The organism is Arthrobacter ruber (genome assembly GCF_002954225.1).
GTDB classification, from domain to species: Bacteria; Actinomycetota; Actinomycetes; order Actinomycetales; family Micrococcaceae; genus Arthrobacter_D; species Arthrobacter_D ruber.
In genome coordinates this window covers 1-22,003 of sequence record NZ_PPTH01000014.1, presented here as the reverse complement: position 1 = coordinate 22,003, position 22,003 = coordinate 1, and the positions used below count along the sequence as shown (strand labels likewise).

The 22,003-nt window shown below is 70.8% G+C and carries 20 protein-coding genes and 1 pseudogene; 10 read left to right on the top strand and 11 right to left on the bottom strand.

The window, feature by feature from the left end:
• Positions 1 to 20 precede the first annotated feature (20 nt).
• The gene (locus tag CI785_RS05240; RefSeq protein WP_105031045.1) at positions 21 to 764 is read right to left on the bottom strand and encodes an MBL fold metallo-hydrolase; all 744 of its coding nucleotides are present in this window, start codon (positions 762 to 764) and stop codon (positions 21 to 23) included.
• 320 nt (positions 765 to 1,084) lie between these two features.
• On the bottom strand, positions 1,085 to 1,783 hold the full coding sequence (locus tag CI785_RS05235) for a helix-turn-helix transcriptional regulator (protein WP_105031044.1): 699 nt from the start codon (positions 1,781 to 1,783) through the stop codon (positions 1,085 to 1,087).
• 73 nt (positions 1,784 to 1,856) lie between these two features.
• On the opposite strand from CI785_RS05235, the gene CI785_RS05230 reads away from it, so the two are divergent.
• Positions 1,857 to 2,597: an alpha/beta fold hydrolase gene (locus tag CI785_RS05230; protein WP_105031043.1), complete on the top strand. Its 741-nt coding sequence runs from the start codon at positions 1,857 to 1,859 to the stop codon at positions 2,595 to 2,597.
• Positions 2,598 to 2,643: 46 nt separating this feature from the next.
• Here the strand turns inward: CI785_RS05230 and CI785_RS05225 are convergent, their stop codons facing one another.
• A complete protein-coding gene (locus tag CI785_RS05225) occupies positions 2,644 to 3,369 on the bottom strand; it encodes an SOS response-associated peptidase (RefSeq protein ID WP_105031042.1) in 726 nt (241 codons plus the stop codon).
• A 20-nt stretch (positions 3,370 to 3,389) separates the two neighbouring features.
• On the bottom strand, positions 3,390 to 3,800 hold the full coding sequence (locus tag CI785_RS05220; protein WP_105031041.1) for a DoxX family membrane protein: 411 nt from the start codon (positions 3,798 to 3,800) through the stop codon (positions 3,390 to 3,392).
• Positions 3,801 to 4,047: 247 nt separating this feature from the next.
• Here CI785_RS05220 and CI785_RS05215 point away from each other — a divergent pair, with 247 nt between their 5' ends.
• A complete protein-coding gene (locus CI785_RS05215) occupies positions 4,048 to 4,914 on the top strand; it encodes a phosphodiesterase (protein ID WP_420808212.1) in 867 nt (288 codons plus the stop codon).
• 21 nt (positions 4,915 to 4,935) lie between these two features.
• Here the strand turns inward: CI785_RS05215 and CI785_RS05210 are convergent, their stop codons facing one another.
• The 5 genes from CI785_RS05210 to CI785_RS05190 form a co-directional block, all read right to left on the bottom strand.
• Positions 4,936 to 5,736, bottom strand: coding sequence for an MSMEG_6728 family protein (locus CI785_RS05210; protein ID WP_105031039.1), 801 nt, complete (start codon positions 5,734 to 5,736; stop codon positions 4,936 to 4,938).
• A 42-nt stretch (positions 5,737 to 5,778) separates the two neighbouring features.
• Positions 5,779 to 7,194, bottom strand: a complete 1,416-nt coding sequence (locus CI785_RS05205) for a stealth family protein (protein ID WP_338064879.1) — start codon at positions 7,192 to 7,194, stop codon at positions 5,779 to 5,781.
• Positions 7,195 to 7,491: 297 nt separating this feature from the next.
• Positions 7,492 to 8,664: a glycosyltransferase family 4 protein gene (locus tag CI785_RS05200; protein ID WP_105031038.1), complete on the bottom strand. Its 1,173-nt coding sequence runs from the start codon at positions 8,662 to 8,664 to the stop codon at positions 7,492 to 7,494.
• An 88-nt stretch (positions 8,665 to 8,752) separates the two neighbouring features.
• On the bottom strand, positions 8,753 to 9,535 hold the full coding sequence (locus tag CI785_RS05195) for a potassium channel family protein (RefSeq protein WP_105031037.1): 783 nt from the start codon (positions 9,533 to 9,535) through the stop codon (positions 8,753 to 8,755).
• A gap of 101 nt (positions 9,536 to 9,636) precedes the next feature.
• On the bottom strand, positions 9,637 to 10,272 hold the full coding sequence (locus CI785_RS05190; protein WP_105031036.1) for a DUF1684 domain-containing protein: 636 nt from the start codon (positions 10,270 to 10,272) through the stop codon (positions 9,637 to 9,639).
• Positions 10,273 to 10,359: 87 nt separating this feature from the next.
• Here CI785_RS05190 and CI785_RS05185 point away from each other — a divergent pair, with 87 nt between their 5' ends.
• Together CI785_RS05185 and CI785_RS05180 are read left to right on the top strand one after the other, a co-directional pair.
• Positions 10,360 to 11,112, top strand: a complete 753-nt coding sequence (locus CI785_RS05185) for a sulfite exporter TauE/SafE family protein (RefSeq protein WP_105031035.1) — start codon at positions 10,360 to 10,362, stop codon at positions 11,110 to 11,112.
• An 80-nt stretch (positions 11,113 to 11,192) separates the two neighbouring features.
• Positions 11,193 to 12,440 (top strand): cell division protein PerM, encoded by a 1,248-nt coding sequence (locus CI785_RS05180; protein WP_105031034.1) that lies wholly within the window; start codon positions 11,193 to 11,195, stop codon positions 12,438 to 12,440.
• Positions 12,441 to 12,457: 17 nt separating this feature from the next.
• On the opposite strand, the gene CI785_RS05175 is transcribed toward CI785_RS05180, so the two are convergent.
• A complete protein-coding gene (locus CI785_RS05175; protein ID WP_105031033.1) occupies positions 12,458 to 12,895 on the bottom strand; it encodes a hypothetical protein in 438 nt (145 codons plus the stop codon).
• A 55-nt stretch (positions 12,896 to 12,950) separates the two neighbouring features.
• Here CI785_RS05175 and purN point away from each other — a divergent pair, with 55 nt between their 5' ends.
• Positions 12,951 to 13,559, top strand: coding sequence for a phosphoribosylglycinamide formyltransferase (gene purN, locus CI785_RS05170; RefSeq protein WP_105031032.1), 609 nt, complete (start codon positions 12,951 to 12,953; stop codon positions 13,557 to 13,559).
• On the top strand, positions 13,513 to 14,577 hold the full coding sequence (gene corA / locus CI785_RS05165; RefSeq protein ID WP_420808210.1) for a magnesium/cobalt transporter CorA: 1,065 nt from the start codon (positions 13,513 to 13,515) through the stop codon (positions 14,575 to 14,577). The genes purN and corA overlap by 47 nt, the downstream gene beginning before the upstream one ends.
• Positions 14,578 to 14,705: 128 nt before the next feature.
• On the opposite strand, the gene CI785_RS05160 is transcribed toward corA, so the two are convergent.
• Complete coding sequence (locus tag CI785_RS05160) at positions 14,706 to 16,058, bottom strand: MFS transporter (protein ID WP_105031287.1); 1,353 nt, start codon at positions 16,056 to 16,058, stop codon at positions 14,706 to 14,708.
• Between the two features lie 129 nt (positions 16,059 to 16,187).
• Here CI785_RS05160 and purH point away from each other — a divergent pair, with 129 nt between their 5' ends.
• The 4 genes and pseudogenes from purH to CI785_RS05140 form a co-directional block, all read left to right on the top strand.
• On the top strand, positions 16,188 to 17,825 hold the full coding sequence (gene purH, locus CI785_RS05155) for a bifunctional phosphoribosylaminoimidazolecarboxamide formyltransferase/IMP cyclohydrolase (protein WP_105031030.1): 1,638 nt from the start codon (positions 16,188 to 16,190) through the stop codon (positions 17,823 to 17,825).
• A gap of 186 nt (positions 17,826 to 18,011) precedes the next feature.
• Complete coding sequence (locus CI785_RS05150) at positions 18,012 to 20,234, top strand: NADP-dependent isocitrate dehydrogenase (protein ID WP_105031029.1); 2,223 nt, start codon at positions 18,012 to 18,014, stop codon at positions 20,232 to 20,234.
• A gap of 164 nt (positions 20,235 to 20,398) precedes the next feature.
• Positions 20,399 to 21,481, top strand: a complete 1,083-nt coding sequence (locus CI785_RS05145) for a hypothetical protein (protein WP_105031028.1) — start codon at positions 20,399 to 20,401, stop codon at positions 21,479 to 21,481.
• An 87-nt stretch (positions 21,482 to 21,568) separates the two neighbouring features.
• Positions 21,569 to 22,003 (top strand): annotated as a pseudogene (locus CI785_RS05140) (hypothetical protein); the annotation flags it as partial.

Here is a 22,003-nt window from a genome sequence, read left to right as displayed (position 1 = left end):
GCCGGCGACCCGTGCTGGTCCTAGTGGCGGCCCACCTCGGCGGCCTGGGCCACCGCTGAGTCCACGCCGGCGAGCCAGGGGAAACCGTGCCCCGGCAGGACCGTGCCCGCGGCGGTGGAACGCAGCGCCTCGAGCGAACGCAGGGCCGTGTCGAAGTCCGCGGTCGCGGCCATCGCCACGACCTGCGGTCCGGGGCGGCCCGTGTAGGGGTCGCGCGTCACGAGGGCGTCGCCGCTGATCACGGCATCGCGGTCCGGGAAGTGCAGGCCGCAGTGGCCCTTGGTGTGGCCCGGCGTCGGGACCAGCAGGGGTGCGCCGGGCAGGGCCGCGGCGGCCTCGGGCGTCAGCGGGAGCGTGTCCTCCACACCCTTGACGGCGACGGCGCCGGCGACGGCCATGTGCAGCAGGCCCGGGACGGACCGCGCGTGGCGCAGCGGGTAGACGAAGGGGGTCCGTTCCCGCTCGTAGCGGTAGGGGTGCGCCGCGATGAAGGCGTCGTCGGGGTGGCAGTACACGGGGATGCCGTAGCGCGAGCGCAGATGCTCGGCGGTGCCCACGTGGTCGAAGTGCCCGTGCGTGAGGATCACGGCGCGGATGTCCTGCACGGACCGGCCGATCCGGCTGAGCGCCTCGAGCAGCAGGGTCTTGGACCGGGGCAGGCCCGTGTCCACCAGCAGCAGGCCGTCGTCGTCCTCGACGAGGTAGACGTTGGTCCTGGCGTGTTCGATGAAGTGGATCCCCGGGGCGATGTCCGTCCTGATCATGCCTCTCCCTGCGCTCGTGACCTGCACCGACCCTAGGCACCCGGAGTGCGCCGGGACAAGGGGCCGGGCGTACCTCCCGGCGGCTTCCCATCGGCATCGGGCACCGTTACGGTGGACGGTCACGGGGACAGGGATCGACGGCGTACCCCTCCGGCAGGCGCCGGTGGTCCCCGGAAGGCACGGATCCTCGATGGGCGTGAACCAGCAGGAGCAGCAGCGCCGTACGTGCGCGGAGTCGCCGCCCGCCCCGCGCGCCCCATACGGCGACACGGAGTAGCCCGAGGCCCAGGGGCGACGAACGGAGTGGTTGATCGAGGTACTCACTCGTCCCGACCGTGCACGGGCCTGGCATTCACCGGGGGTTCTCCGACCTCGTGGACGGTATGGCCGCCGCATGCCGTCCTGGTGACGCCGGCTCGCTCGATCCGCGACACGGCGAACCATCGGATCGCATCGCGCAGTCGGCACCACCCGACGAGGTACCACTGGCCGTTCCTGGAGGCGAACAGCACGGGTTCGACGTCGCGGGTGGTCGTGACCCCGTCTCCCGATGTGTAGCGGATGCGGATCACCCGCTGCTCGGCCATCGCCTCCTCCAGTGCCGACCTGATCACGCGCGACGAGGACGGGAGCGCGTCGACCCAGACGCGGCCGGCCAGCTCATCGGCTCGTGCACGGGTCCTGGGATCGAGGACGTCCAGGATCTTCCGGATCCCAGCTGCTGCCAGATCGCCATAGGGTGCATCGGGTGCAGCCGACACCGCCGCCAGGAGCGCGACGGCCTGCGCCGGGGACAGGCTCACGGGCGGCAGGGACGCGCCCGCGGCCAAGCCGTAGCCACCGCCAGGACCGGGCCGCGACCAAATAGGCGCGCCGCTGTTCTCGAGCGCAGCGAGGTCTCTCTTGACCGTGCGCACGGACACGCCGAACTCCCTGGCCAGCCGCTCGGCGGAGGAGCCCCGGGAGCCGCTGCGGCGCAGCATCTCGGACAGGGCATGAAGCCGTTCTGCTCGCTTCACCGTTCAGCACGCATCGAATTCATGACATAAATGGTGACACACAGCTGCCCGCAGCGCCCAGGAAGGTGGTGACATGACAACCACGACGAGCAGCCCGACCATTCTTCTCATCGCCGGCCACTGGCTGGGTGCCTGGGCATGGGATGAAGTCCTCGAACACCTCGGAACCGACCGCTCCCGGACAATCGCGATGACGCTCCCTGGTCTCGACGGAAACGATCCTGAGCGTGCGGCGCGGACTCTCGACGATCAAGCCGCAGCGGTCCTGGACGTCCTCGCCCGACTCGGAGTCCCGGAGGGTCGGACCGCGACTCTCGTCGCTCACAGTGGGGCGAATGCACCCGTCAGCCTCGTCCTCGACCGGCACCCCGAGCTTGTGGATCGGGTGGTCTGGATCGACTCCGGCCCTGTGGCGACGGGAAGCGTCGTCGCACCGGGCCTCCCCGAGGGATCGGGGGAGTTCCCGCTGCCGTCCTTCGACGTCCTCGCCCAGCAGGCGAGTCTCGAGGGCCTGAGCGCAGAGGTTCTCGAGCGTTTCCGCGCCCGGGCCGTCCCTGAGCCCGGCCCCGTGCTCCGTCAGCCCGTCGAGCTCACGAACGATGCCCGCCGTAAGGTCCGGACCACCCTGGTGTGCTGCTCGATCCCGAGCGCGCAGGTGCTGGAGCTGGCCCATGCAGGCCATGCCGTGTTCGCCGAAGTCGCGCATCTCGAGCACCTCGACGTCATCGACCTCCCGACGGGGCACTGGCCGATGTGGAGCCGCCCCCGCGACCTCGCCGAGGCCATCCGGTCAGCGGCTTCTCGAACCGATTGAACTGCAGGGACGACCGGAAGGGAGCAGCCGGATCCGGCCAGTACACCTAGGCGTGCTCCGGCAGGGGCTCGATGAGGTCCGGTCCGTCGTTGCGCACCGAGCCCACGCGGCTACCGACCAGGCGCGGGACCAGCTCCGGGTCGGGGATGGCGTCGAGCAGTCCCTGGACGGCCGGGCGGGTGTCGTTCCGCGGATCGAGCCAGTCCCCGCGCAGGTCCGGTGGCACGATCACGGGCGTGCGGTCATGGATCTCCCCGAGGGCGTCGCTCGCCGTCCGCGTGATGATGGTGCAGCTGACCACCCAGGATCCCGGCGGGTTCTCGCCGGACGCCGTCGAGGGGTCGCGCCAGAACTCGTACAGCCCGGCGAAGCCCAGGTGCGAGCCGTCGGGGCCGTGCAGGTAGATGGGGGTCTTGGACCCGTCCGCGTTCTTCCGCCACTCGTAGTACCCGTCAGCAGGCACGATCGCGCGGCGCTTGAGGGCGGCGGCCCGGAAGGACGGCTTCTCCAGCACGGTCTCGCTTCGGGCGTTGATCATGCGGGCGCCGACGGACGCCGACTTCGCCCACGACGGGATGAGGCCCCAGCGGGCGAGCTCGAGCCGCCGCGTCAGCTCCCCGGTCTCCGGGTCCACCCGCTCGACGACGATCTGCACGGTGCTGGTGGGAGCCACGTTCCACGAGGGTTCCACCTCGTCCTCGACGGACTCGTCCACCTCGAAGGCGTCGATGAGGTCGGCCTTGTTGCCGGCGATGACGAAGCGTCCGCACATGGGGCAGGGTCCTCCGGCTCCTACTTCTTCTTGCGGTCGAGCAGGAGCGACAGGGCGATCCCCAGCATCCAGCTGTCCTTCGCGGTGGCCACGCCGTCCTGGGTGGGGCGGATGCCGTCCTCCATGGTGAGCTCCGGGGTCCGCAGGTACATGGTCATCATCCCCGCCGAGAACGCGAGGAGGCCGAGGGCGGCGACCCTGCTCGGGACGAAGGGTGCCAGCAGGGCCGAGCCGAGGGTGATCTCGCAGGCCGCCAGGGCCTTGCCGAACTGCTGCGGCTCGAGCTGGCTGATCTGCGGGAAGGCCCTGGAGGCCATCGCCTGCAGGTAGGCCGCCGAGCCCTCGTCCAGGGCGGTCTTCCCCAGACCGGAGTTGAGGATGAACGCCCCCGTGGCGAGGCGGAGGGGGATGTGACTGAGGCGGAATCCCATGGTCGTGCCTTTCGGTGGGGGAACGTCGTCGCCTGTGAGCCTACGGCGCGTGGTGCCGCCCCGCCAGCCCCTCCGCCGGCGGGCCTGTTTCCTCAATGTTTCTCGACGTGCCGTGGCGCGTTCACGAAGTCCGCAGGAGCCCCTGATTGGATGGGGGCACGCCAGCGAAGTCCCATCAGCTATCGGAGTAGGTTCCATGGTCCCCCGGACAGCAGAACACCCTCGGCCGCAGCACTTCATCCTGCACATGAGCGACACCCACCTCCTCGCCGGCGACGGTCCGCTGTACGGCGCCGTGGACAGCGAACAGCGGCTCCGTGAGGTGTTCGACGATCTCGAGGCCTCCGGTGCGCGGCCGCAGGCCATCGTCTTCACCGGCGACCTCGCCGACAAGGGGGAGCCCGGGGCGTACGCGAAGCTCCGGGCGATCGTCGACCCGGCCGCCGCCCGGCTGGGCGCCGAGGTCATCTGGGCCATGGGCAACCACGACGACCGCGCCGCCTTCCGGGCCGGCCTGCTCGATGACCCTGCCGCGGACGGACCCCAGGCGCCGGTCGACGCCGTGCACTTCGTGGACGGGCTGAGGATCATCACCCTGGATTCCACCGTGCCGGGCCATCATCACGGGGAGTTCACGCCCGGGCAGCTCCACTGGCTCGCCCGCGAGCTGAGCGTCCCGGCTCCCCACGGGACCATCCTCGCCCTTCACCACCCGCCCGTACCCAGCGTCCAGGACCTCGCGGTGCTCGTGGAGCTGCGCGACCAGCGCTCACTCGCCGACGTCGTCCGCGGCTCCGAGGTCCGCACCATCCTCGCCGGGCACCTGCACTACTCGACGACGGCGATGTTCGCCGGCGTGCCGGTCTCGGTGGCGAGCGCCACCTGCTACACGCAGGACCTGCTGTACGACGGCGGCGCCCGGGGACGGGACGGCGCGCAGTCCTACAACCTCGTGCACGTGTACGAGGAGACGATCGTGCACTCGGTGGTGCCGGCGGGCCGCCACGCGTCCGTGGGCGAGGTGGTGCCGCGCGAGGAGACCCGGCGCCGGCTCGAGGCCTCGGGGGTGACGATCGCGGACGGGCGTCACGCGCGAGCGCTCGCATCCGCCTGACAGGGGAAGGTCCCGGCAGGCTCAGGCGGTCAGGGCGTCCGGCAGGCCCACGCTGAACAGCGTCCGGGGGTCCTGCAGCAGCGCGGGCGGATCGAAGTCGGATCTGCGCAGCCAGCCGTGCAGGTCCGCCGGCCGCATCAGCCCGTCCTCGTGCATGAGGACGGGGCCCACCCGGCCGGTACGGAAGTGCTCGCCGTCGGGATCGGCGATCGCCACGGCGTCGCCGTCGGCCACGGCCTCCTCGAACACGTGGAGCTGCCGCTCCCACTTCGGTGCCGCCTTGCCACCGGGCGGCTCGGGCGGCATGAGCAGCACCGCGTCCCCCGCGGGAGGCTGGGACGCGGCCCGCCACACCCACAGGCGCCGACCCGTCGGCTCCGTGGGGATCCGCTCCTGCTCGGGTTCCGGCCAGTAGTAGGGGAGGTCCTCGGGGATTCCGGGGAACCTGCTGCGGTAGATCTCCGGCGCCTTCTGGATCAGGTTGGACCGGTGGCTCACATGGAACTCGGACTTCCCCAGCCACGGCGGCATGGGCACGTCCGGGTCATCGAGCACGTGCGGGGCGAACTCCAGGATCTGTCGATGCGTCGAGTCGGCGTGGCCGCGTGACACCCACTCGGAGACCATCGCCAGGCCGTACACGGTCAGGGCCGGGACGTAGCCCATCCACATCCGGATGGCCGGGTGCTGCCGCCACCCGTAGTCGGGAATCACGAGGGCGCGCAGGGCCTGCAGGGTCTCGACGCGCTGCTTGCCCAGCCGCGCCTGGTCGAGCACGCGGGCACTGGCCGCGAAGTCGGGATACGGCAGGAAGGTCTGCATGGCGCCAGTCTTGCACGCGGCGCCGACGCGCCACGGGGCGCCCTAGATCTCCCAGGGAGCCTTGACCGGGAAGTACTTCTCGAGGAAGTCCGTCACGAGCCGCGCCCGCTCGTCCGCCGGGACCTCGGGGAAGCTGCCGTCGTTGAGGCAGAAGAAGTCCTGGTTGCGCTTGTCGAGCATCTTGTTGAGACTCTTGAGCCCCGAGCGCATGGTGGTGTCCACGTACTTCACGCGGGCCATCTCCTGCGTCACGGCCCGGCCGGTCAGCAGCGCGTAGTAGTGGTAGAGCGAGTTGGTGACGGAGATGTTGTCCTTCGCACGGAAGCGCGATGCCGCGGTGGCCTGGAACTCCGCGGCGAACTCCGCCTCCATCTCGTGCAGGACGCTCTTGCGCAGGGGAGCGGCGGTGTGCTCGAGGTGCCTCGTGGTGATACGGCCGAAGCGTTCGTGCAGCAGGCGCCGGTTGACGCGGGCCGCGTTCTCGAACCCGCTGCGCTCGGCGTCGTTCTCGCCGAGCCCGATGCGCGTGTCCGCCTGGATGAACTTGGTGATCCCGCCGGGGGAGAAGAACATGTCGGGTGCCACGGGGCGCCCGAAGAACATGTCGTCGTTGGAGTAGAGGAAGTACTCGGACAGGCCGGGGATGTGCTGCAGCTGGGACTCGACGGCCTGCGAGTTGTGCGTCGGCAGGACGGAAGGGTCCCTGAAGTGCTCCTCCGAGCGCACGAGCGTCACGGAGGGGTGCTCGGCGAGCCAGGCGGGTCGGTCGGAGTCGGTGGCGATGAAGATGCGGCGCACCCACGGCGCGAACATGTAGACCGAGCGCAGCGCGTACTTGAGCTCGTCGATCTGGCGGAAGCGGGCCTCGTGGTCGTCGCCCTCACCCACGACGACGCCCTGCATGCGGGCCGCCCGGGCCGCCTGGAACTCGGGGCTGCTGCCGTCCACCCAGGAGAAGACGAGGTCGATCTCGAAGTCGATGTCCGTCGCGTGGTCCGCGAACATGTTGTCGATGGTGGGCCAGACGAGGCCGTGGCGCTTGACCTCGCCACGCACCACCTCGGCGGCAGGCAGGGTGCGGCGCGTCAGGGAGTTCTCGACGGGCAGTTCGATCGCCGTCTCGCCGAGGGTCCAGAGCTCGATCTGCACGCCGGCGGACGGACCGTAGGCCAGACCCCCGAGGGGTTCGATGCGCGGGCGGAACAGGCGGAAGATGCGCGCGTTCCTGCTCTTGGACAGCTCGCCGTCGCCGACCAGGAGTGTGGTGCGGCGCTTGGTGTCGACCGTCCGGGAGTAGAAGGGCTCGTCACGGCAGGCCTCGACGAGCGCGGCGCGCAGCCTGCCGCGGTCGGCGAGGTCGACGGCGATGACGGGCCGCTCGTCGTTGCCGCGCACCAGGAGGAACTCGATGCCCGCACGATCGAGGGCCTCGCGGATGAAGAGCAGGTCCTCCACCATGGCCTGATGCGGGGTGCGGTCCTGGTTGATGAGGGTGAAGCGCCGCTTGACCGTGGTGATGTCGGAGCGGCCGTCGAACCGGGCTACCGCCGCCCGGGACGCCGACTCGAGGATCTCGGCCTCGTTCTCCGGCTCCGGCGCGCCGAAGTAGACGTCGTGTTGGGCAGCCGTGTCTGTAATCGGAACCTCCGGAGGTGGGTGGGATTGCTCCCATGATAGGGCCTGCCGGGCGGCACAGGTGCGATCGCGCACCCTACCGCCTTCCGGTGCCGCGGTCCAGAGCCCTGGCCGGTCGGTTCAGGATTGCGGCGGGACCTGACGCACGCCCGAGGCCACCTCGGCCCGGCGCGCCTGTACCGCGATGGCCTTCGCGTAGTAGGCGACGAGCTGCTCGCACAGCACCGGCCAGGTGCGCCCCTGCACCGAGGCGTGGGCGGCGCGGCCGAACGCGCGGCGCTTGGCGTCGTCGCCGGCCAGGTCCGCGACGGCTGCACGCAGTCCCTCGAGGTCGCCGGGCTCGTAGAGCCATCCCGTCCGCGAGGAGTCCACGAGGTCCAGGGGCCCGCCCCGGCCGACGGCGACCACGGGGACCCCGGAGGCCATGGCCTCCTGGATGGTCTGGCAGAAGGTCTCGGACTCGCCCGGATGCACGAAGACGTCGAACGTCGCGACCATGCGCGCGAGGTCCAGCCCGGTCTGGAAGCCCGCGAAGTGCGCCCGGGGCAACCGTGCGCGCAGGCTCTCCTTCTGCGGTCCGGAGCCGATGATCACGAGCCGCGTCCCCGGGAGGGCATCGAGGACGGCGAGGTCCTCGACCTGCTTCTCCGCTGCGAGGCGGCCCACGTAGCCGATGATGCGCTCGCCGGGCTCCGCGACGGTGGCCCGCCAGCCCGCGTCGTACCGGGTGGGGGAGAAGCGTGACGTGTCCACGCCCCGACGCCACAGGTTGAGCCGCTGGATGCCGTGGGAGCGCAGCTGCGCCAGGGCGAAGGAGGAGGGGACCAGCGTGAGCGTCGAGGCGTCGTGGATGTTCTCCACGCGCTGCCACAGCAGGGACTCCAGCCAGGGGAACCCGTAGCGGGAGGCGTACGCGGGCACCTCCGTCTGGTAGACGGACACCGTGGGGACACCGAGCTGGGCGGAGGCCTGCACGGCCCGCCAGCCGAGCACGAACGGGGAGGCGATGTGGACGACGTCAGGTTCGAACTCCGCGAGGATCCGGCGCACGCGGGCCACGGTCCCCGCGGCCAGGCGCACGGAGGAGTAGCCGGAGAGCGGCATGGACGGCAGGCAGTGGACGGGGAAGCCCTCCACCGAGGCGGGTGCCTCGTCGTCGAGCCAGGACGACGACGGCGCGATCACCAGCACCTCGTCCCCGCGGCTGCGCAGATGCGCGAGCACCTTGAGCAGCGAGTGGGTGACCCCGTTCATGTGGGGCAGGAAAGATTCTGCGACTACGGCGATCCTCACCCCTCAACCGTCGCGCGCGGAGGCGGAGAGCGGGCCACCACCGCATGGAACCCGGGTGAACGGCGGGAGAACTCGCCGCCGGCCGCGGCTACTCCTGCCCGCTGTGCCCGCCCTGTCCGCTGTGGGAACCGTGGGCGAGCTGACGGGTCAGGGTGTCGATCTGCAGGCTGACGCTCCTCAGCTGGTCCTGGACCTGACTCTCCGATCCCGCCCCGGCCGCCTGCTCCTCCGCCGCTCGCGCCGTCGCCACGTTCTCCACGAGCCAGGAGGCGAACGCCGCCGTGACCGCGCTGAGCACCCCGATCCCGCCGAGCATGAGGCCGGCCGCCACGAGCCGTCCGGCGGCGGTGACGGGGTAGTAGTCGCCGTAGCCCACCGAGGTGACGGTGGTCAGGGCCCACCAGAGGGCGTCCGGGAGGGTGAGGATGGTGGCGTCCGGGGCGTCCTGTTCGACGTCGAGCACTGCGAGCGCCCCGGCATAGCCGAGCACCGTCATGGCCGAGATTACGTAGAGGACGATGTGCCCGCGCAGGGCGTCCCCGCCGGACCGGTTGAGGACGCGCAGCAGGGGGATGAGCCGCAGCAGCCGGAGCGGGCGCAGCATGGGCAGCAGGAGGATGACGAGTTCGTGCAGGTGCCGGACGAACCAGCGGCCCCGGGCCGGCGCCAGCACCAGGCTCACGAGGTAGTCGAGGAGGAAGAGCGCCCACACGGCCCAGATGACGGCCTCGAGGAGCCGGGCCGTCATCGGATCGGGTTCGCTCGTGACCTGGACCGAGTACGCCGCGAGGTACACGACGGCGGCGACCATGAGCGGTATCTCGGAGCGGCGGCGCCACTGCGCCTGCTTCGTCGGCTCCATGGGCTCCATCGGCACGTCCGTATCTTCCGTAGGCTTCCTGGTCCGGCGGGCCCCGGATTTCATAAGCCTACGTACTATCGCGCGTCGGCGCAGGCCGCATGCCCGACCGCTCAGTACTCGCGGTAGAGCTCGCCCACGGGGACGTCGCCGGCGAGCCGGTTGTCGGGCCCGGGCAGGGGGCACGCCCACGCCTCGTCGTAGGCGCAGGACGGGTTGTACGCGAAGTTGAGATCCACCACGAGGCTGCCGGGCGCGCGCCCCTCGCCGAGGTGCGCACCCTTGACGGTGTCCAGGACGTAGCGACCGCCGCCGTAGGTGCCGCCCGGTGTTCCCGCCGTGCCGTCCCTCAGCGGCAGGAAGAGGCCGCCGCCGTAGGAGGCGAGCTTCCACAGCGCGAGCTTCCCGAGTCCCGGCAGCGCGAGGGTGCCCAGGCGCCGGAACGGCACGACGCCGTCGGTCCCGGTCTCGACATCCATCACCTGGCCCGCGCCGTCGTCGTCCAGCAGCGCCTCGAAGCGGAAGGCCGGATCGTAGGGGGCGACGGCGAGTCCGGGGAAGGACGCCTTCGCGCGGTCGGCGAGCGCCGACGCGGGGTGGGTGCGGAAGAGTTCGTCGCGGCCGCGCCGCCACAGACCGTGGGCGGCTTCGGGCGACTCCGCGGCGGCGGACCCGCGCACGTCGTCGTAGAGGCCGAAGACGCGCCGGCGCCAGTCAGCCGTGGCTAGGGCGGTGGTGAGGGCCGTCATGGAGTCAGGCTACCTCCGGCGCGCGTCCTCCCGCAGGACGGGCAGGACGGGCAGGACGCGCTGGTTGCCCCGGCGTACTGTAGCGGGGTGACCCTCGGCATCTTCTGCATCGTGCTGGCCTCCATCCTCGTGGGGGCCGTCGCGCAGCGTATCGCGGGCCTCGGGTTCGCGCTGCTGATCGCGCCGTTCCTCGTGATCATCCTCGGCCCCCACGCCGGCGTGCTGCTCGTGAACATCTGCGGCGTGGTGTCCTCGGCCATCATCGTGGGCCGCGTGTGGAAGGACATCGACTGGAGCGCGTTCCGCTGGCTCGTGGTGCCCTCGGTCTTCGGCTCCATCCCCGGATCCTTCCTCGCCGTGGTGGTGCCGTCAGCGCCCCTGTCGGTGACGGTCGGCGGCATCGTCCTCGTGGCCCTGACCGTCTCCCTCGTGCTCCAGCGGTCCGACGTCGTGGTGCGTGGCAACCCGCCGAAGGTGATCGCGGGCTTCACCGCGGGTCTCACCAATTCCATGGCAGGGGTGGGCGGCCCGGCGGTCAGCGCGTACGCCGTACTGTCCCGCTGGCCGCAACGCCCGTTCGCCGCGACCCTCCAGCCGTTCTTCGTCTGCATCGGTCTCGTGACGCTGGTGGCCAAGCTGCTCCTCGACCCGTCCCAGGCCCCGGTCCTCGCGCCGTGGATGTGGATCGCGATCGGGCTGGCCATCGTCGCCGGCATCTACGCGGGTGAGAAGCTCGGCCGGTTCGTCCGCGACGACCAGGCGCGGCTGTTCGTCATCGTGATCGCGTTCGTCGGCGCGACGTTCGCCGTCGTGAAGGGTGTGCTCGACCTCCTGGGGTGACGCGCGCCACGGCACACCGACGGCCCGCGCGTCCGCGTCGCTCGGTTCCCGCGGCCGCCGCCGGTGGCACCATGGAAGGGATGAAACTCCCCACCAAACCCCGTGCCCTTCCCATGCCCCTGTGGCTGCAGGGGGTGTTCGAACTCGGCCAGGCCGCCCTGATCTCGGCGTTGCTCGTGGTCCTGCCGGTTGCGGCGGTCTGGCTCACGGGCGGATTCGCGGACGGCTCGCCGGAATCGGCGGCCCGGCTCGCCGGTCAGGGGTGGCTCGTCATGCACGGGGTCCCGGTGGCGCACGGCACGGGCCTGCTGCACGGGATCCCGCTCGGGCTGATCCTCGTCCCGCTGCTGCTCGCGTGGCGTGCGGGTAGGCGCCTCGCGCGCGCCTCCTACACCGACCAGCTGTGGCAGGCCCTGCTCGGAGCCCTGCTCACCTACGCGCTGATCGGCGCGGCCGTGGCCTACCTCTCCACGGGCCCCGATACCGCGGCGCCCCTCGTGGCGGGGGCGCTGATCCCCCCGGTCTCGGCCGGCATCGGGCTCATCACTGGCGCCTACCGGGAGGCAGGGGCCTGGAGCCGCCTGGTCGGGGTGGACTTCGCCGCCTGGGTGGGCCGTACGAGCCAGCACTCCCGCTGGGCTGGGTCCTACGCGTGGTCGATCCTCCGCTCGGGCTTCCTCGCCGTGATGGTGGCCCTGTGCCTCTCGGCCGCGCTGCTCGCCGTGGCGATCGGGCTCAACTGGGCCGGCATCAGTGCGATCTACGAGCGGATCGACGGCGGGATCGCCGGTGCCTCCGTGGTGACCCTGCTCCAGCTCGGATTCCTGCCCAATCTCGCGGTCTGGACCATGGCCTGGTCCACGGGCGCCGGTTTCGCACTCGGCACGGGCAGTTCCCTGACTCCGCTGGCCAGCACCGTGGGCCCCCTGCCCGCCCTGCCCGTCCTCGGTGCCCTGCCGGCCGGCACGCTCGAGTACGGCTACGCCGCGCTGGCCATCCCCGTCCTCGCCGGGCTCCTCGCCGGCTGGTGGTTCTTCCGCGAGGGGGAGAACCACTTCGACGAGTGGCTCGTCCTGCACAGCCCGCGGCGGTGGCTCACCTCGACGGCGTCGACGCTCGCGCTCGCGGGGCTGATCGGCATCACCGCGGGTCTCGCCGGCGCCGCCGTCGCCCTCGTCTCGCGTGCCTCGCTGGGCCTGGGCCGGTTCACCGACCTCGGGCCGGACCCACTCGCGGTGGGGCTGTGGCTGGCCGCCGAGGTAGCCGTCGGGGCACTCCTCGGGCACGCCGTCGGACCGCTGATCGAGCGGGAGCCGCGCCGCCGCTGAGCAGCGGCCCGACCGGATCAGCCGCCCAGTCCCTCCAGCTGCCGGAGCCCCTCCTCGCACTCGCCCTGCGCCTGCAGGGTCAGGGCGCGGGACATGCAGTCCTCGTAGGTCCGGGTGACGCCCCAGAGCAGCACCGACGCGGCCGTGCCCGTCACGAGGAAGAGCGTCGCCGCGAGGCCCAGTGCGGTGGCGAGCAGCACGAGCCGGGGGAGCTTCGCGCTGATCGCCTTCACGAGCGCGACGACGCCGGCCGCCAGCGCGAGGAGCCCCAGCACGAGCGTGAGCACCTTCCACGGCAGCACCAGGCTGCTCGTCAGCAGGGCGAAGAGCAGCCCCAGCAGGAACAGGCGCAGCCACGTACGCGCCGAGGCGGCCCGCGCGGCGGTGTCATCCGGCCCGTTCCGCCCGGTCCCGGCGGTGGCCGGCCCACCCCGTCCGGCGCCCTGCTGGCTCATCGCTTCTCCTTCGGCATGGTTCAACCCTAGGCGAGGAGCGACCTAAGGTGGATTCATGCGCATCGTAGTACTCGTGTCCGGGACCGGGTCCAACCTCCAGGCCGTGATGGACGCCGTCGCCGACGGCACCCTGCCCCTGACCATCGCCGCCGTCGGTGCGGACCGCCCCGGCACCGGAGGGGTGCGGCGCGCGGCCGAGGCCGGGATCGCCACCTTCGAGGTGGACTTCCGGCAGTACCCGGACCGGGCCGTGTGGAACGCAGCGCTGACCGACGCCGTCGCCGCCCACGAGCCGGACTGGGTGGTGTCCTCCGGCTTCATGCGCATCGTCGACCAGCACTTCCTCGACCGCTTCCCCGGCCGCTACCTCAACACCCATCCGGCGCTGCTGCCGAGCTTCCCCGGCGCCCACGGCGTCCGCGACGCCCTGGCCCACGGCGTGAAGGTCACCGGCTGCACCGTGATGATCGCCGACGCCGGTGTGGACACCGGGCCCATCCTCGCTCAGGCTCCGGTCGTCGTCCTGCCCGGAGACACCGAGGAGACCCTGCACGAACGCGTCAAGGTCGAGGAACGCCGGCTGCTGATCGAGACCCTCGCGGGGCTCGCGTCGGCGGATGCCGGCGCCGGGTCCAGGGCCGACGGCACACGGGCGGGTGCCTGACGTGCCCCTCGTGGCGAACGCCGTCTATGTCGACGGCAAGAAGCGCATCAACCCCGAGAACCTGGACCGGACGTTCGAACTCATGCGTGAGAGCGGCGGTATGGGCTGGATCGGCCTGTACCGGCCCGACCACGCGGAGCTCGGCGCCGTCGAGACGGAGTTCGGGCTGCACCCCCTCGCCGTCGAGGACGCCACGAACGGGCACCAGCGCGCGAAGCTCGAGCGGTACGGAGACACCCTCTTCGTGGTGCTGCGGCCCGCCCGCTATGTCGACGTCGAGGAGAAGGTGGAGTTCGGCGAGGTCCACATCTTCATCGGGCACGACTTCGTGGTGACCATCCGGCACGCCGAGTCGCCCGACCTCGGGATCGTACGGCGCAGGCTCGAGGCAGACCCCGCGCTGCTCTGCACCGGGCCGCAGGCCGTGCTCTACGCCCTGCTGGACCAGGTGGTGGACGAGTACGGTCCCGTGGTGCGGGGGCTCGAGAACGACATCGACGAGATCGAGGACGAGCTGTTCAGCGGCGCCCCCGACGTCTCGCGGCGGATCTACGAACTGCACCGCGAGGTCATCGAGTTCCAGCGCGCCACGCACCCCCTGGAAGCCATGATGGACGACCTCCTGCGCGGCTCCGAGAAGTACCGGATGGATCCCGAGCTGTCCCGGAACCTCCGCGACGTGCAGGACCACGTGATCCGCGTCGTCGAGCGCGTCAATACGTTCCGCACCCTGCTGGAGAACGCCCTGACGGTGCACGCGACGCTCGTGGCGCAGCGGCAGAACGAGGAGATGACGCGGCTCACCGAGACATCGCTGACGCAGGGCGAGGAGGTCAAGCGCATCTCCTCCTGGGCGGCGATCCTCTTCGCACCGACCCTGATCGCCTCGATCTACGGCATGAACTTCGACGCCATGCCGGAGCTGCACTGGCACCTCGGGTACCCGTTCGCCCTGTTCCTCATGGTCGGTATGGGGTTCGGCCTGTACCTGGCGTTCAAGCGCAAGGGCTGGCTGTAGGACGCGCACGACACGACGGCGGCCGGGGTACATCGGTCGCCGTGGCGTGCGGACGCTCGGCCCGAGCCCGGCGCGAGGCGATCCACGCGCCCGATGGTCGTAAGGCGGACGTCACGGGACCCCCACCGTCAGTGCAGCCGGGCGTTCCTCGTCTCGGGTGCGTTGAAGGCCATGAAGACGACGGCGAGGACCACGAGTCCGCCCGTAAGGGCGAAGGTGAGCGGCAGGCCGAGGAGGGGCCACAGCAGGGTGCCGAAGATGAGCGGCACCAGGCCCGCGCCCACCCGGGAGATGGTCGACGCCCAGCCGAAGCCGCTGCCCCGGAGCTCCGTGGGGTACAGCTCGGAGACGTACGTGTAGAGCACGGGGATGGCCACCTGCACCACGAAGCCGAAGCCCAGCAGCCAGGCCGTGGCGACCGCGGGAAGGTCCAGGGTCAGGGCGAAGACCACGAGGAGCACGGCGGACCCTGGTCCCGTGATCGCGAGGAGCCACTTGCGGCCCACGCGCTCCACGAGCAGGGCGGCGGCGATCACGCCGAGGAAGCCGACGCCGGTCATGAACGTGGTGGTGATGAACGCGACCGACTGCCCGTAGCCGGAGGCGATGAGGATGCGCGGCATCCACGTCAGTGCGCCGTAGTACACGAGCAGGATGGTGAGGAAGAGGCTCCACGCGGTCAGCGTGATCCGCCAGTTGTAGCGCCACAGCCCTGTGAGCTGCCCCGAGATGCTGCCGAGGGACAGGCGCGGGGTCTCTTCGGGGACCGGCAGGCGCCACTGCCGCCGCGTTGCGCCGGTGCGCTCCACCAGGCTGTCGATGACCGCACGCGCCTCCTCTCGGCGTCCGCGCTGCACGAGGTAGAGCGGCGACTCGGGGACACCGCGCCGCACCCAGAACACGAGGAGCGCCGGGAGCACCATGACGAGCATGGTCAAGCGCCAACTGCCGGTCTGCGCCACGATCGCCGTCGTGACCACCCCGCACAGGAACGCGCCGATGGGCCACCAGGCATCCATCGCCGTGAGCACGCGGCCGCGCTGGCGGCGGGGGGTGAACTCGCCCACGAGGGCGTAGTCCACGGGGATGCACCCGCCCAGTCCGAAGCCGGCGAGGAAGCGGAACACGCAGAACCAGACGATGTCGGGGGAGAACGCCCCCAGCACCGTGAAGAGCGAGAAGACGAGCAGGGTGAGGGTGAACGCCCGCTTGCGGCCGATGATGTCCGCCACCGAGCCCCAGGCGAACGCCCCGACGGCCATGCCGATCAGGTTCGACGTCGCGACCCATGCCGCCTGGCCGGAGGAGAGGCTCCAGTCGTCGATCAGGAGGGGGATCAGGTACGCGTTGAGGGTGACGTCCCAGGCGTCGAACATGAAGCCGAGGCCGCCGATGAGGAAGATCTTCCCCTGCACCTTCCAGCGCCAGGGGAGGTCCTGCACCACCTGGTCGCCGGTGGGGAGTTGCGTGTCGATGCTCATGATGCCTTCGTGGAAGGGGACCGGGTACTGGGAGAACTTTACGGCAGGCACCCCGCCGGATCCCTGCGGCAGGTGTCCGCCGGGGTGCGTCGTCGCCCGCCGAGGGGCGCCGCGTCCCGCCCCTATAGAATGGTGCGCGACCCCACCCCTGAACCGACGGAGAACTGCGTGAGCCCCCACCTCGACCGTGTCCCCCTCCGCCGAGCACTGATCTCGGTGTTCGACAAGACCGGGCTGGAGGAGTTGGCGCAGGGCCTGCACAGCGCGGGCGTCTCGATCGTCTCCACCGGGTCGACGGCGCAGCGCATCGCCGCCACCGGCGTCCCCGTCACCGAGGTCTCCGAGGTGACCGGCTTCCAGGAGACCCTCGACGGACGCGTCAAGACCCTGCACCCGAAGGTCCACGCCGGCATCCTCGCCGACCGCCGCCGCCAGGAGCACGTGGACCAGCTGGCCGAACTCGACATCGAGGCCTTCGACCTCGTGGTCGTGAACCTCTACCCGTTCGTCGAGACGGTGCGTTCCGGTGCGGAGCCGGACGCCGTCGTCGAGCAGATCGACATCGGTGGCCCCGCGATGGTCCGGTCCGCCGCCAAGAACCACCCGTCGGTCGCCGTCGTCGTCGATCCGGCCCGCTACGGGGACGTCGTCACGGCTGCGGCCGAGGGCGGATTCGACCTCACCGCACGACGACGCCTCGCCGCGCTCGCCTTCGCGCACACCGCTGCGTACGACGCCGCCGTCGCCTCCTGGACCGCCGAGCAGTTCGACACCGACGACGACTTCTCCTGGCCCGGGTACGCGGGCCTCGCGCTCGAGCGCTCCGAGGTGCTCCGCTACGGCGAGAACCCGCACCAGCAGGCGGCCCTCTACGTGGACAAGAGCGCCACGCCGGGCATAGCCCAGGCGGACCAGCTCCACGGCAAGGCCATGAGCTACAACAACTTCGTCGACGCCGATGCCGCCCTCCGCGCGGCCTTCGACTTCGACGAGCCCGCCGTCGCGATCATCAAGCACGCCAACCCGTGCGGCGTCGCCGTCGGATCGGCCGACGCCGAGGACCCGATCGCCGACGCCCACGCCAAGGCGCACGCCTGCGACCCCGTCTCCGCCTTCGGCGGGGTGATCGCCGCGAACCGCGAGGTCACCGCCCGCATGGCGGGGACCGTGAAGGACATCTTCACGGAGGTGGTGATCGCGCCGTCGTTCTCCGCCGAGGCGGTGGAGATCCTCTCGCAGAAGAAGAACATCCGGCTCCTGACCCTCCCCGAGGGCTACGGGCGGAACCCGGTGGAGCTCCGCCAGGTGTCCGGGGGAGTGCTCATGCAGGTCGCGGACACGCTCGACGCCGACGGGGACGACCCGGCGGGCTGGACACTCGCCGCGGGTGACGCCGCCGACGACGCCACGCTCGCCGACCTCCGGTTCGCCTGGACGGCCTGCCGGGCCGCGAAGTCGAACGCGATCCTCCTGGCGAAGGACGGTGCGTCGGTGGGCGTGGGCATGGGCCAGGTCAACCGCGTGGACTCGTGCCGCCTCGCCGTGGAGCGGGCCAACACGCTCGCCGACACAGAGCGGGCCCGCGGGTCCGTCGCGGCGTCGGACGCCTTCTTCCCCTTCGCCGACGGACTGCAGATCCTGCTCGACGCCGGTGTGCGCGCCGTCGTCCAGCCGGGCGGGTCGGTGCGCGACCAGGAGGTCATCGACGCCGCGAACGCCGCCGGCGTGACCCTGTACCTGACGGGCGCGCGGCACTTCTTCCACTGAGGCAGCGCCGGGGGCGGTACCTGGCGCCGCCCCGCTGTCGGAGCCCGCGGCCCTCGGCGCACGCCGCCCGTCAACGCCGTTGTTCCTCCGGTGTCCGCCGTTAGGCGAAGACCTGAGACCTCGGTATGTTGGAGCCGATGGGCAACCCCCAATAGACCACCGCAGAGCACCAGGGAGACGCCACCCATGGCCAAGATCATCTACACCCATACCGACGAAGCGCCGATGCTGGCCACCTACTCGTTCCTGCCGATCATCGAGGCGTTCGCGTCCACGGCGGGCGTCGAGGTGGAGGTTCGGGACATCTCGCTGTCGGGGCGCATCATCGCCCTGTTCGGCGACCACCTGACCGAGGACCAGCAGATGGCCGACGCCCTCGCGGAACTCGGCGCCCTGGCGAAGACGCCGGAAGCGAACATCATCAAGCTGCCCAACATCAGCGCATCCATCCCGCAGCTCAAGGCGGCCGTCGCCGAGCTCCAGGCCCAGGGCTATGCCCTCCCGGACTACCCCGACCACCCGTCCACGGACGAGGAGAGGGAGATCCGCGCCCGGTACGACAAGGTCAAGGGCAGCGCGGTGAACCCCGTCCTCCGCGAGGGCAACTCGGACCGCCGCGCACCGGCCTCGGTCAAGAACTACGCACGCCAGAACCCGCACAGCATGGGTGCATGGACGCCTGAGTCGAAGACGAACGTGGCGCACATGACGAGCGACGACTTCCGCTCGAACGAGCAGTCCGTCGTCATCCCGGCGGGCGGGACCGTCACCATCCAGCAGGTTGGGGCCGACGGCTCCGTCACCGTGCTCAAGGAATCGATCCCCGTCCTCGCGGGTGAGGTCGTCGACGGCACCGTGATGCGCGCCGACGCGCTGAACGCGTTCCTGAAGGCGCAGGTGGCTCGTGCCAAGGAGGAGGGCGTGCTCTTCTCCGCGCACCTCAAGGCCACCATGATGAAGGTCTCCGACCCGATCATCTTCGGCCACGTGGTGCGGGCGTTCCTGCCCGAGCTCTTCGAGACCTACGGCGAGCAGCTCACCGCCGCGGGCCTGAGCCCGAACAACGGCCTCGCATCGATCCTCGGCGGCCTGGACAAGCTGTCCGAGGACGTCCGCGAGGGCGTCCAGGCAGCCATCGCCAAGGGCATGGAGGACGGTCCGGCGATCGCCATGGTCGATTCCGACAAGGGCATCACCAACCTGCACGTCCCGAGCGACGTCATCGTGGACGCGTCGATGCCTGCGATGATCCGTTCCTCCGGCCACATGTGGGGACCGGACGGCAAGGAAGCCGACACGCTCGCCGTCATCCCGGACAGCAGCTACGCCGGCATCTACCAGGTGGTCCTCGACGACTGCCGCGCCAACGGCGCCTTCGACCCGACCACCATGGGTACCGTCCCGAACGTCGGCCTGATGGCCCAGGCGGCCGAGGAGTACGGCAGCCACGACAAGACCTTCGAGATCCAGACCGAGGGCAAGGTGCAGGTGGTCGACGCCGACGGCACCGTGTTGATCGAGCACGACGTCGCGCCGGGCGACATCTGGCGCGCATGCCAGACCAAGGACGCCGCCATCACCGACTGGGTGAAGCTCGCGGTCACGCGTGCCCGCGCCTCGGCAACGCCCGCCGTCTTCTGGCTCGACGAGAGCCGCGCCCACGACGCGCACCTGATCGCGAAGGTCAAGACGTACCTGGCCGAGAACGCCACGGACGATGTCGAGCTCGAGATCATGACGCCCGTCGATGCCACGGCCTTCACGCTCAAGCGCATCCGCGAGGGCGCCGACACCATCTCGGTGACCGGCAACGTACTGCGCGACTACCTGACCGATCTCTTCCCGATCCTCGAACTCGGCACGAGCGCCAAGATGCTCTCGGTGGTCCCGCTGATGAACGGTGGCGGGCTCTTCGAGACCGGTGCCGGCGGGTCAGCGCCGAAGCACGTGCAGCAGCTGGTCAAGGAGAACCATCTCCGGTGGGACAGCCTGGGTGAATTCCTCGCCCTCGCGGTCAGCTTCGAGCACCTGGCGACGTCGACCGGCAACGCCCGGGCGCAGATCCTCGCCACCACGCTCGATCGCGCCACCGGGACGTTCCTCCTCGAGAACAAGTCGCCCAGCCGCCGCGTGGGTGAGATCGACAACCGTGGCAGCCACTACTTCCTCGCCCGCTACTGGGCGGAGGAGCTGGCCAAGCAGGAGCAGGACGCCGAGCTCGCCGCCGCCTTCGCCCGGGTTGCGGAGGCCCTGACGGGCAACGAGGACACCATCGTGTCCGAGCTGCTCGCCGTGCAGGGTTCACCCGCGGACATCGGGGGCTATTTCCACCCCGACGTCGCCAAGGTGACGCAGGTGATGCGGCCCTCCGCGAAGCTCTCCGAGGTCCTCGCGATCCTCGCCGTCTAGCACCGCATGGAGGAACCGGTGTACCGCCGCGGCGGTACACCGGTTCCTCCATTTAAGGATTGCTCTTTACATCCGCGCTCGCGCCGGATTATGGTTGCCCCAGGTCTCAGCCTGGGGGTGGTTTCGCGATGAAGATGCCAATGCATCGGTCTCTCGCCACTTCAGTGCGCCTTTCCTTCCTCGCCGGTGCCGGCGCCCTCGGCTGGATGGCGCTGGGCGCGACAGGCGCCTCAGCTGCGGAAACACCCCGTGAGGCCGGTCTTCTCGATTCGGCGGTGGGCATCGTCAGCTCAGTGAGCGCACCCGCGGTGTCCGCGGTGGGTGCCGTCGCCGATCCGCTTCCGGCCGCGATCCTCCCCGCCTCGTCGGCGTCGGTCGCGCCCCCGTCCCTCCAGCTCCCCGTCGTTCCCGACCTGGTGGCCCAGGTGCCCCAGCTCGTGGCGCAGCCGGCCGGGACGGTTCTCGTCCCGGTGACCTCCGCGGTCGACGGGCTGGTCGCGCAGGTGCCGATCGTCCGCTCAGTCGTGCCCGAGGGGACCGTCACAGGAGTGACCGCACCGGTCGTCGGCGTCGTCGATGGAGCCGCGGGCGTCGTCACGGCGCCTGTGCTCGAGGTCGTGGAGCCCGTGACGAACGTCGTCGATCCCGTGGTCGACGTCGTCGTCCCCCTTCCGGAGCTCGTCGCTCCGGAAGCCGCTGCTCCTGAGGTCGCTGCTCCTGAGGTGGTTGTTCCTGTGGCCGTGCCGGTTCCGCCGACCGTGGCCGACGCCGCTCCCGGCGTCGAGGTGGCGCCCACCGCTTCCTCGGCAGGGGATTCCGACCGGCCCGCAGTGCGGTCCGACGCCGACGCCTCCGACCTTTCGGACGCCGTCGCTGACGCCGTTCCTGCGCAGGATGCCATGGTGCCCTCGCTCGGCGGGGTGTCCGAGGCCGGCCGTGGTTCTGGGGTCGAGGCCGTGACGCTCCTGTCGGTGCGTGCCGACTCCTTCTTCGACGCCTTCGCGCCGGCCGCAGCGGCGGCACTCGCGCAGCTCGCTCCCGAGGCACCGGAACCCCCCGCTGCGCCCTTCGCATCCTCGTCGTCGGCCCTCGCGTCCATGACCAGTGGCGGGGCCGCAGCGCCGCTCGCCGCACTCGGCGCAGCGGCCCTTCTCCTCTTCGTCCCTCTCATGGACCAGGCCGCCCGCGCTGCGGCGGCAGGTCTTCCGGCAGCTCCCAGCTTCGATCCCGGCTCGTCTCCTGACTAGTGGTGGCCCCGCCGCGCTCCTGCGCGCGGCTGAGGGCTTCTGGTGCCTAGGGCACCTCCACACCACTTCGATCTACAGGAGAACATCATGCGTACATGCGTTCAGCGAGGGCTCTACGGGGTCCTTCTAGCCGGGGGCGTCGTGGCCCTCGGAGCAGGGTCGGCATCAGCCGCGGACCTGTCGGCAGCAGCCGAAATCGAGCTCGGATCGGGTCTCGGAACCATCATCACCGCACCCCTGGCGTCCGGTACCACGAGCAGTTCGATCATCGAGGAGACCGTGGTGTCGCTCGACGGCGGGCTGCTCGACGGCGGGCTGTTGGATGGCGGTCTGCTCATCGGGAATGTGGTCTCGCCCGAGGCCGTGGTGCCGGTGAATGTGTCAGGTAACTCGGTGTCGGTGATCGGGGATTCGTCCTCGACTGGCGGGTCCGGTGCGACCGGTTCGACCGGCGGCACAGCTCCTGCACCGGCTCCCGCGCCGGCCCAGGGCGGGCTGCTGGACGGCGGTCTGCTGAACGGG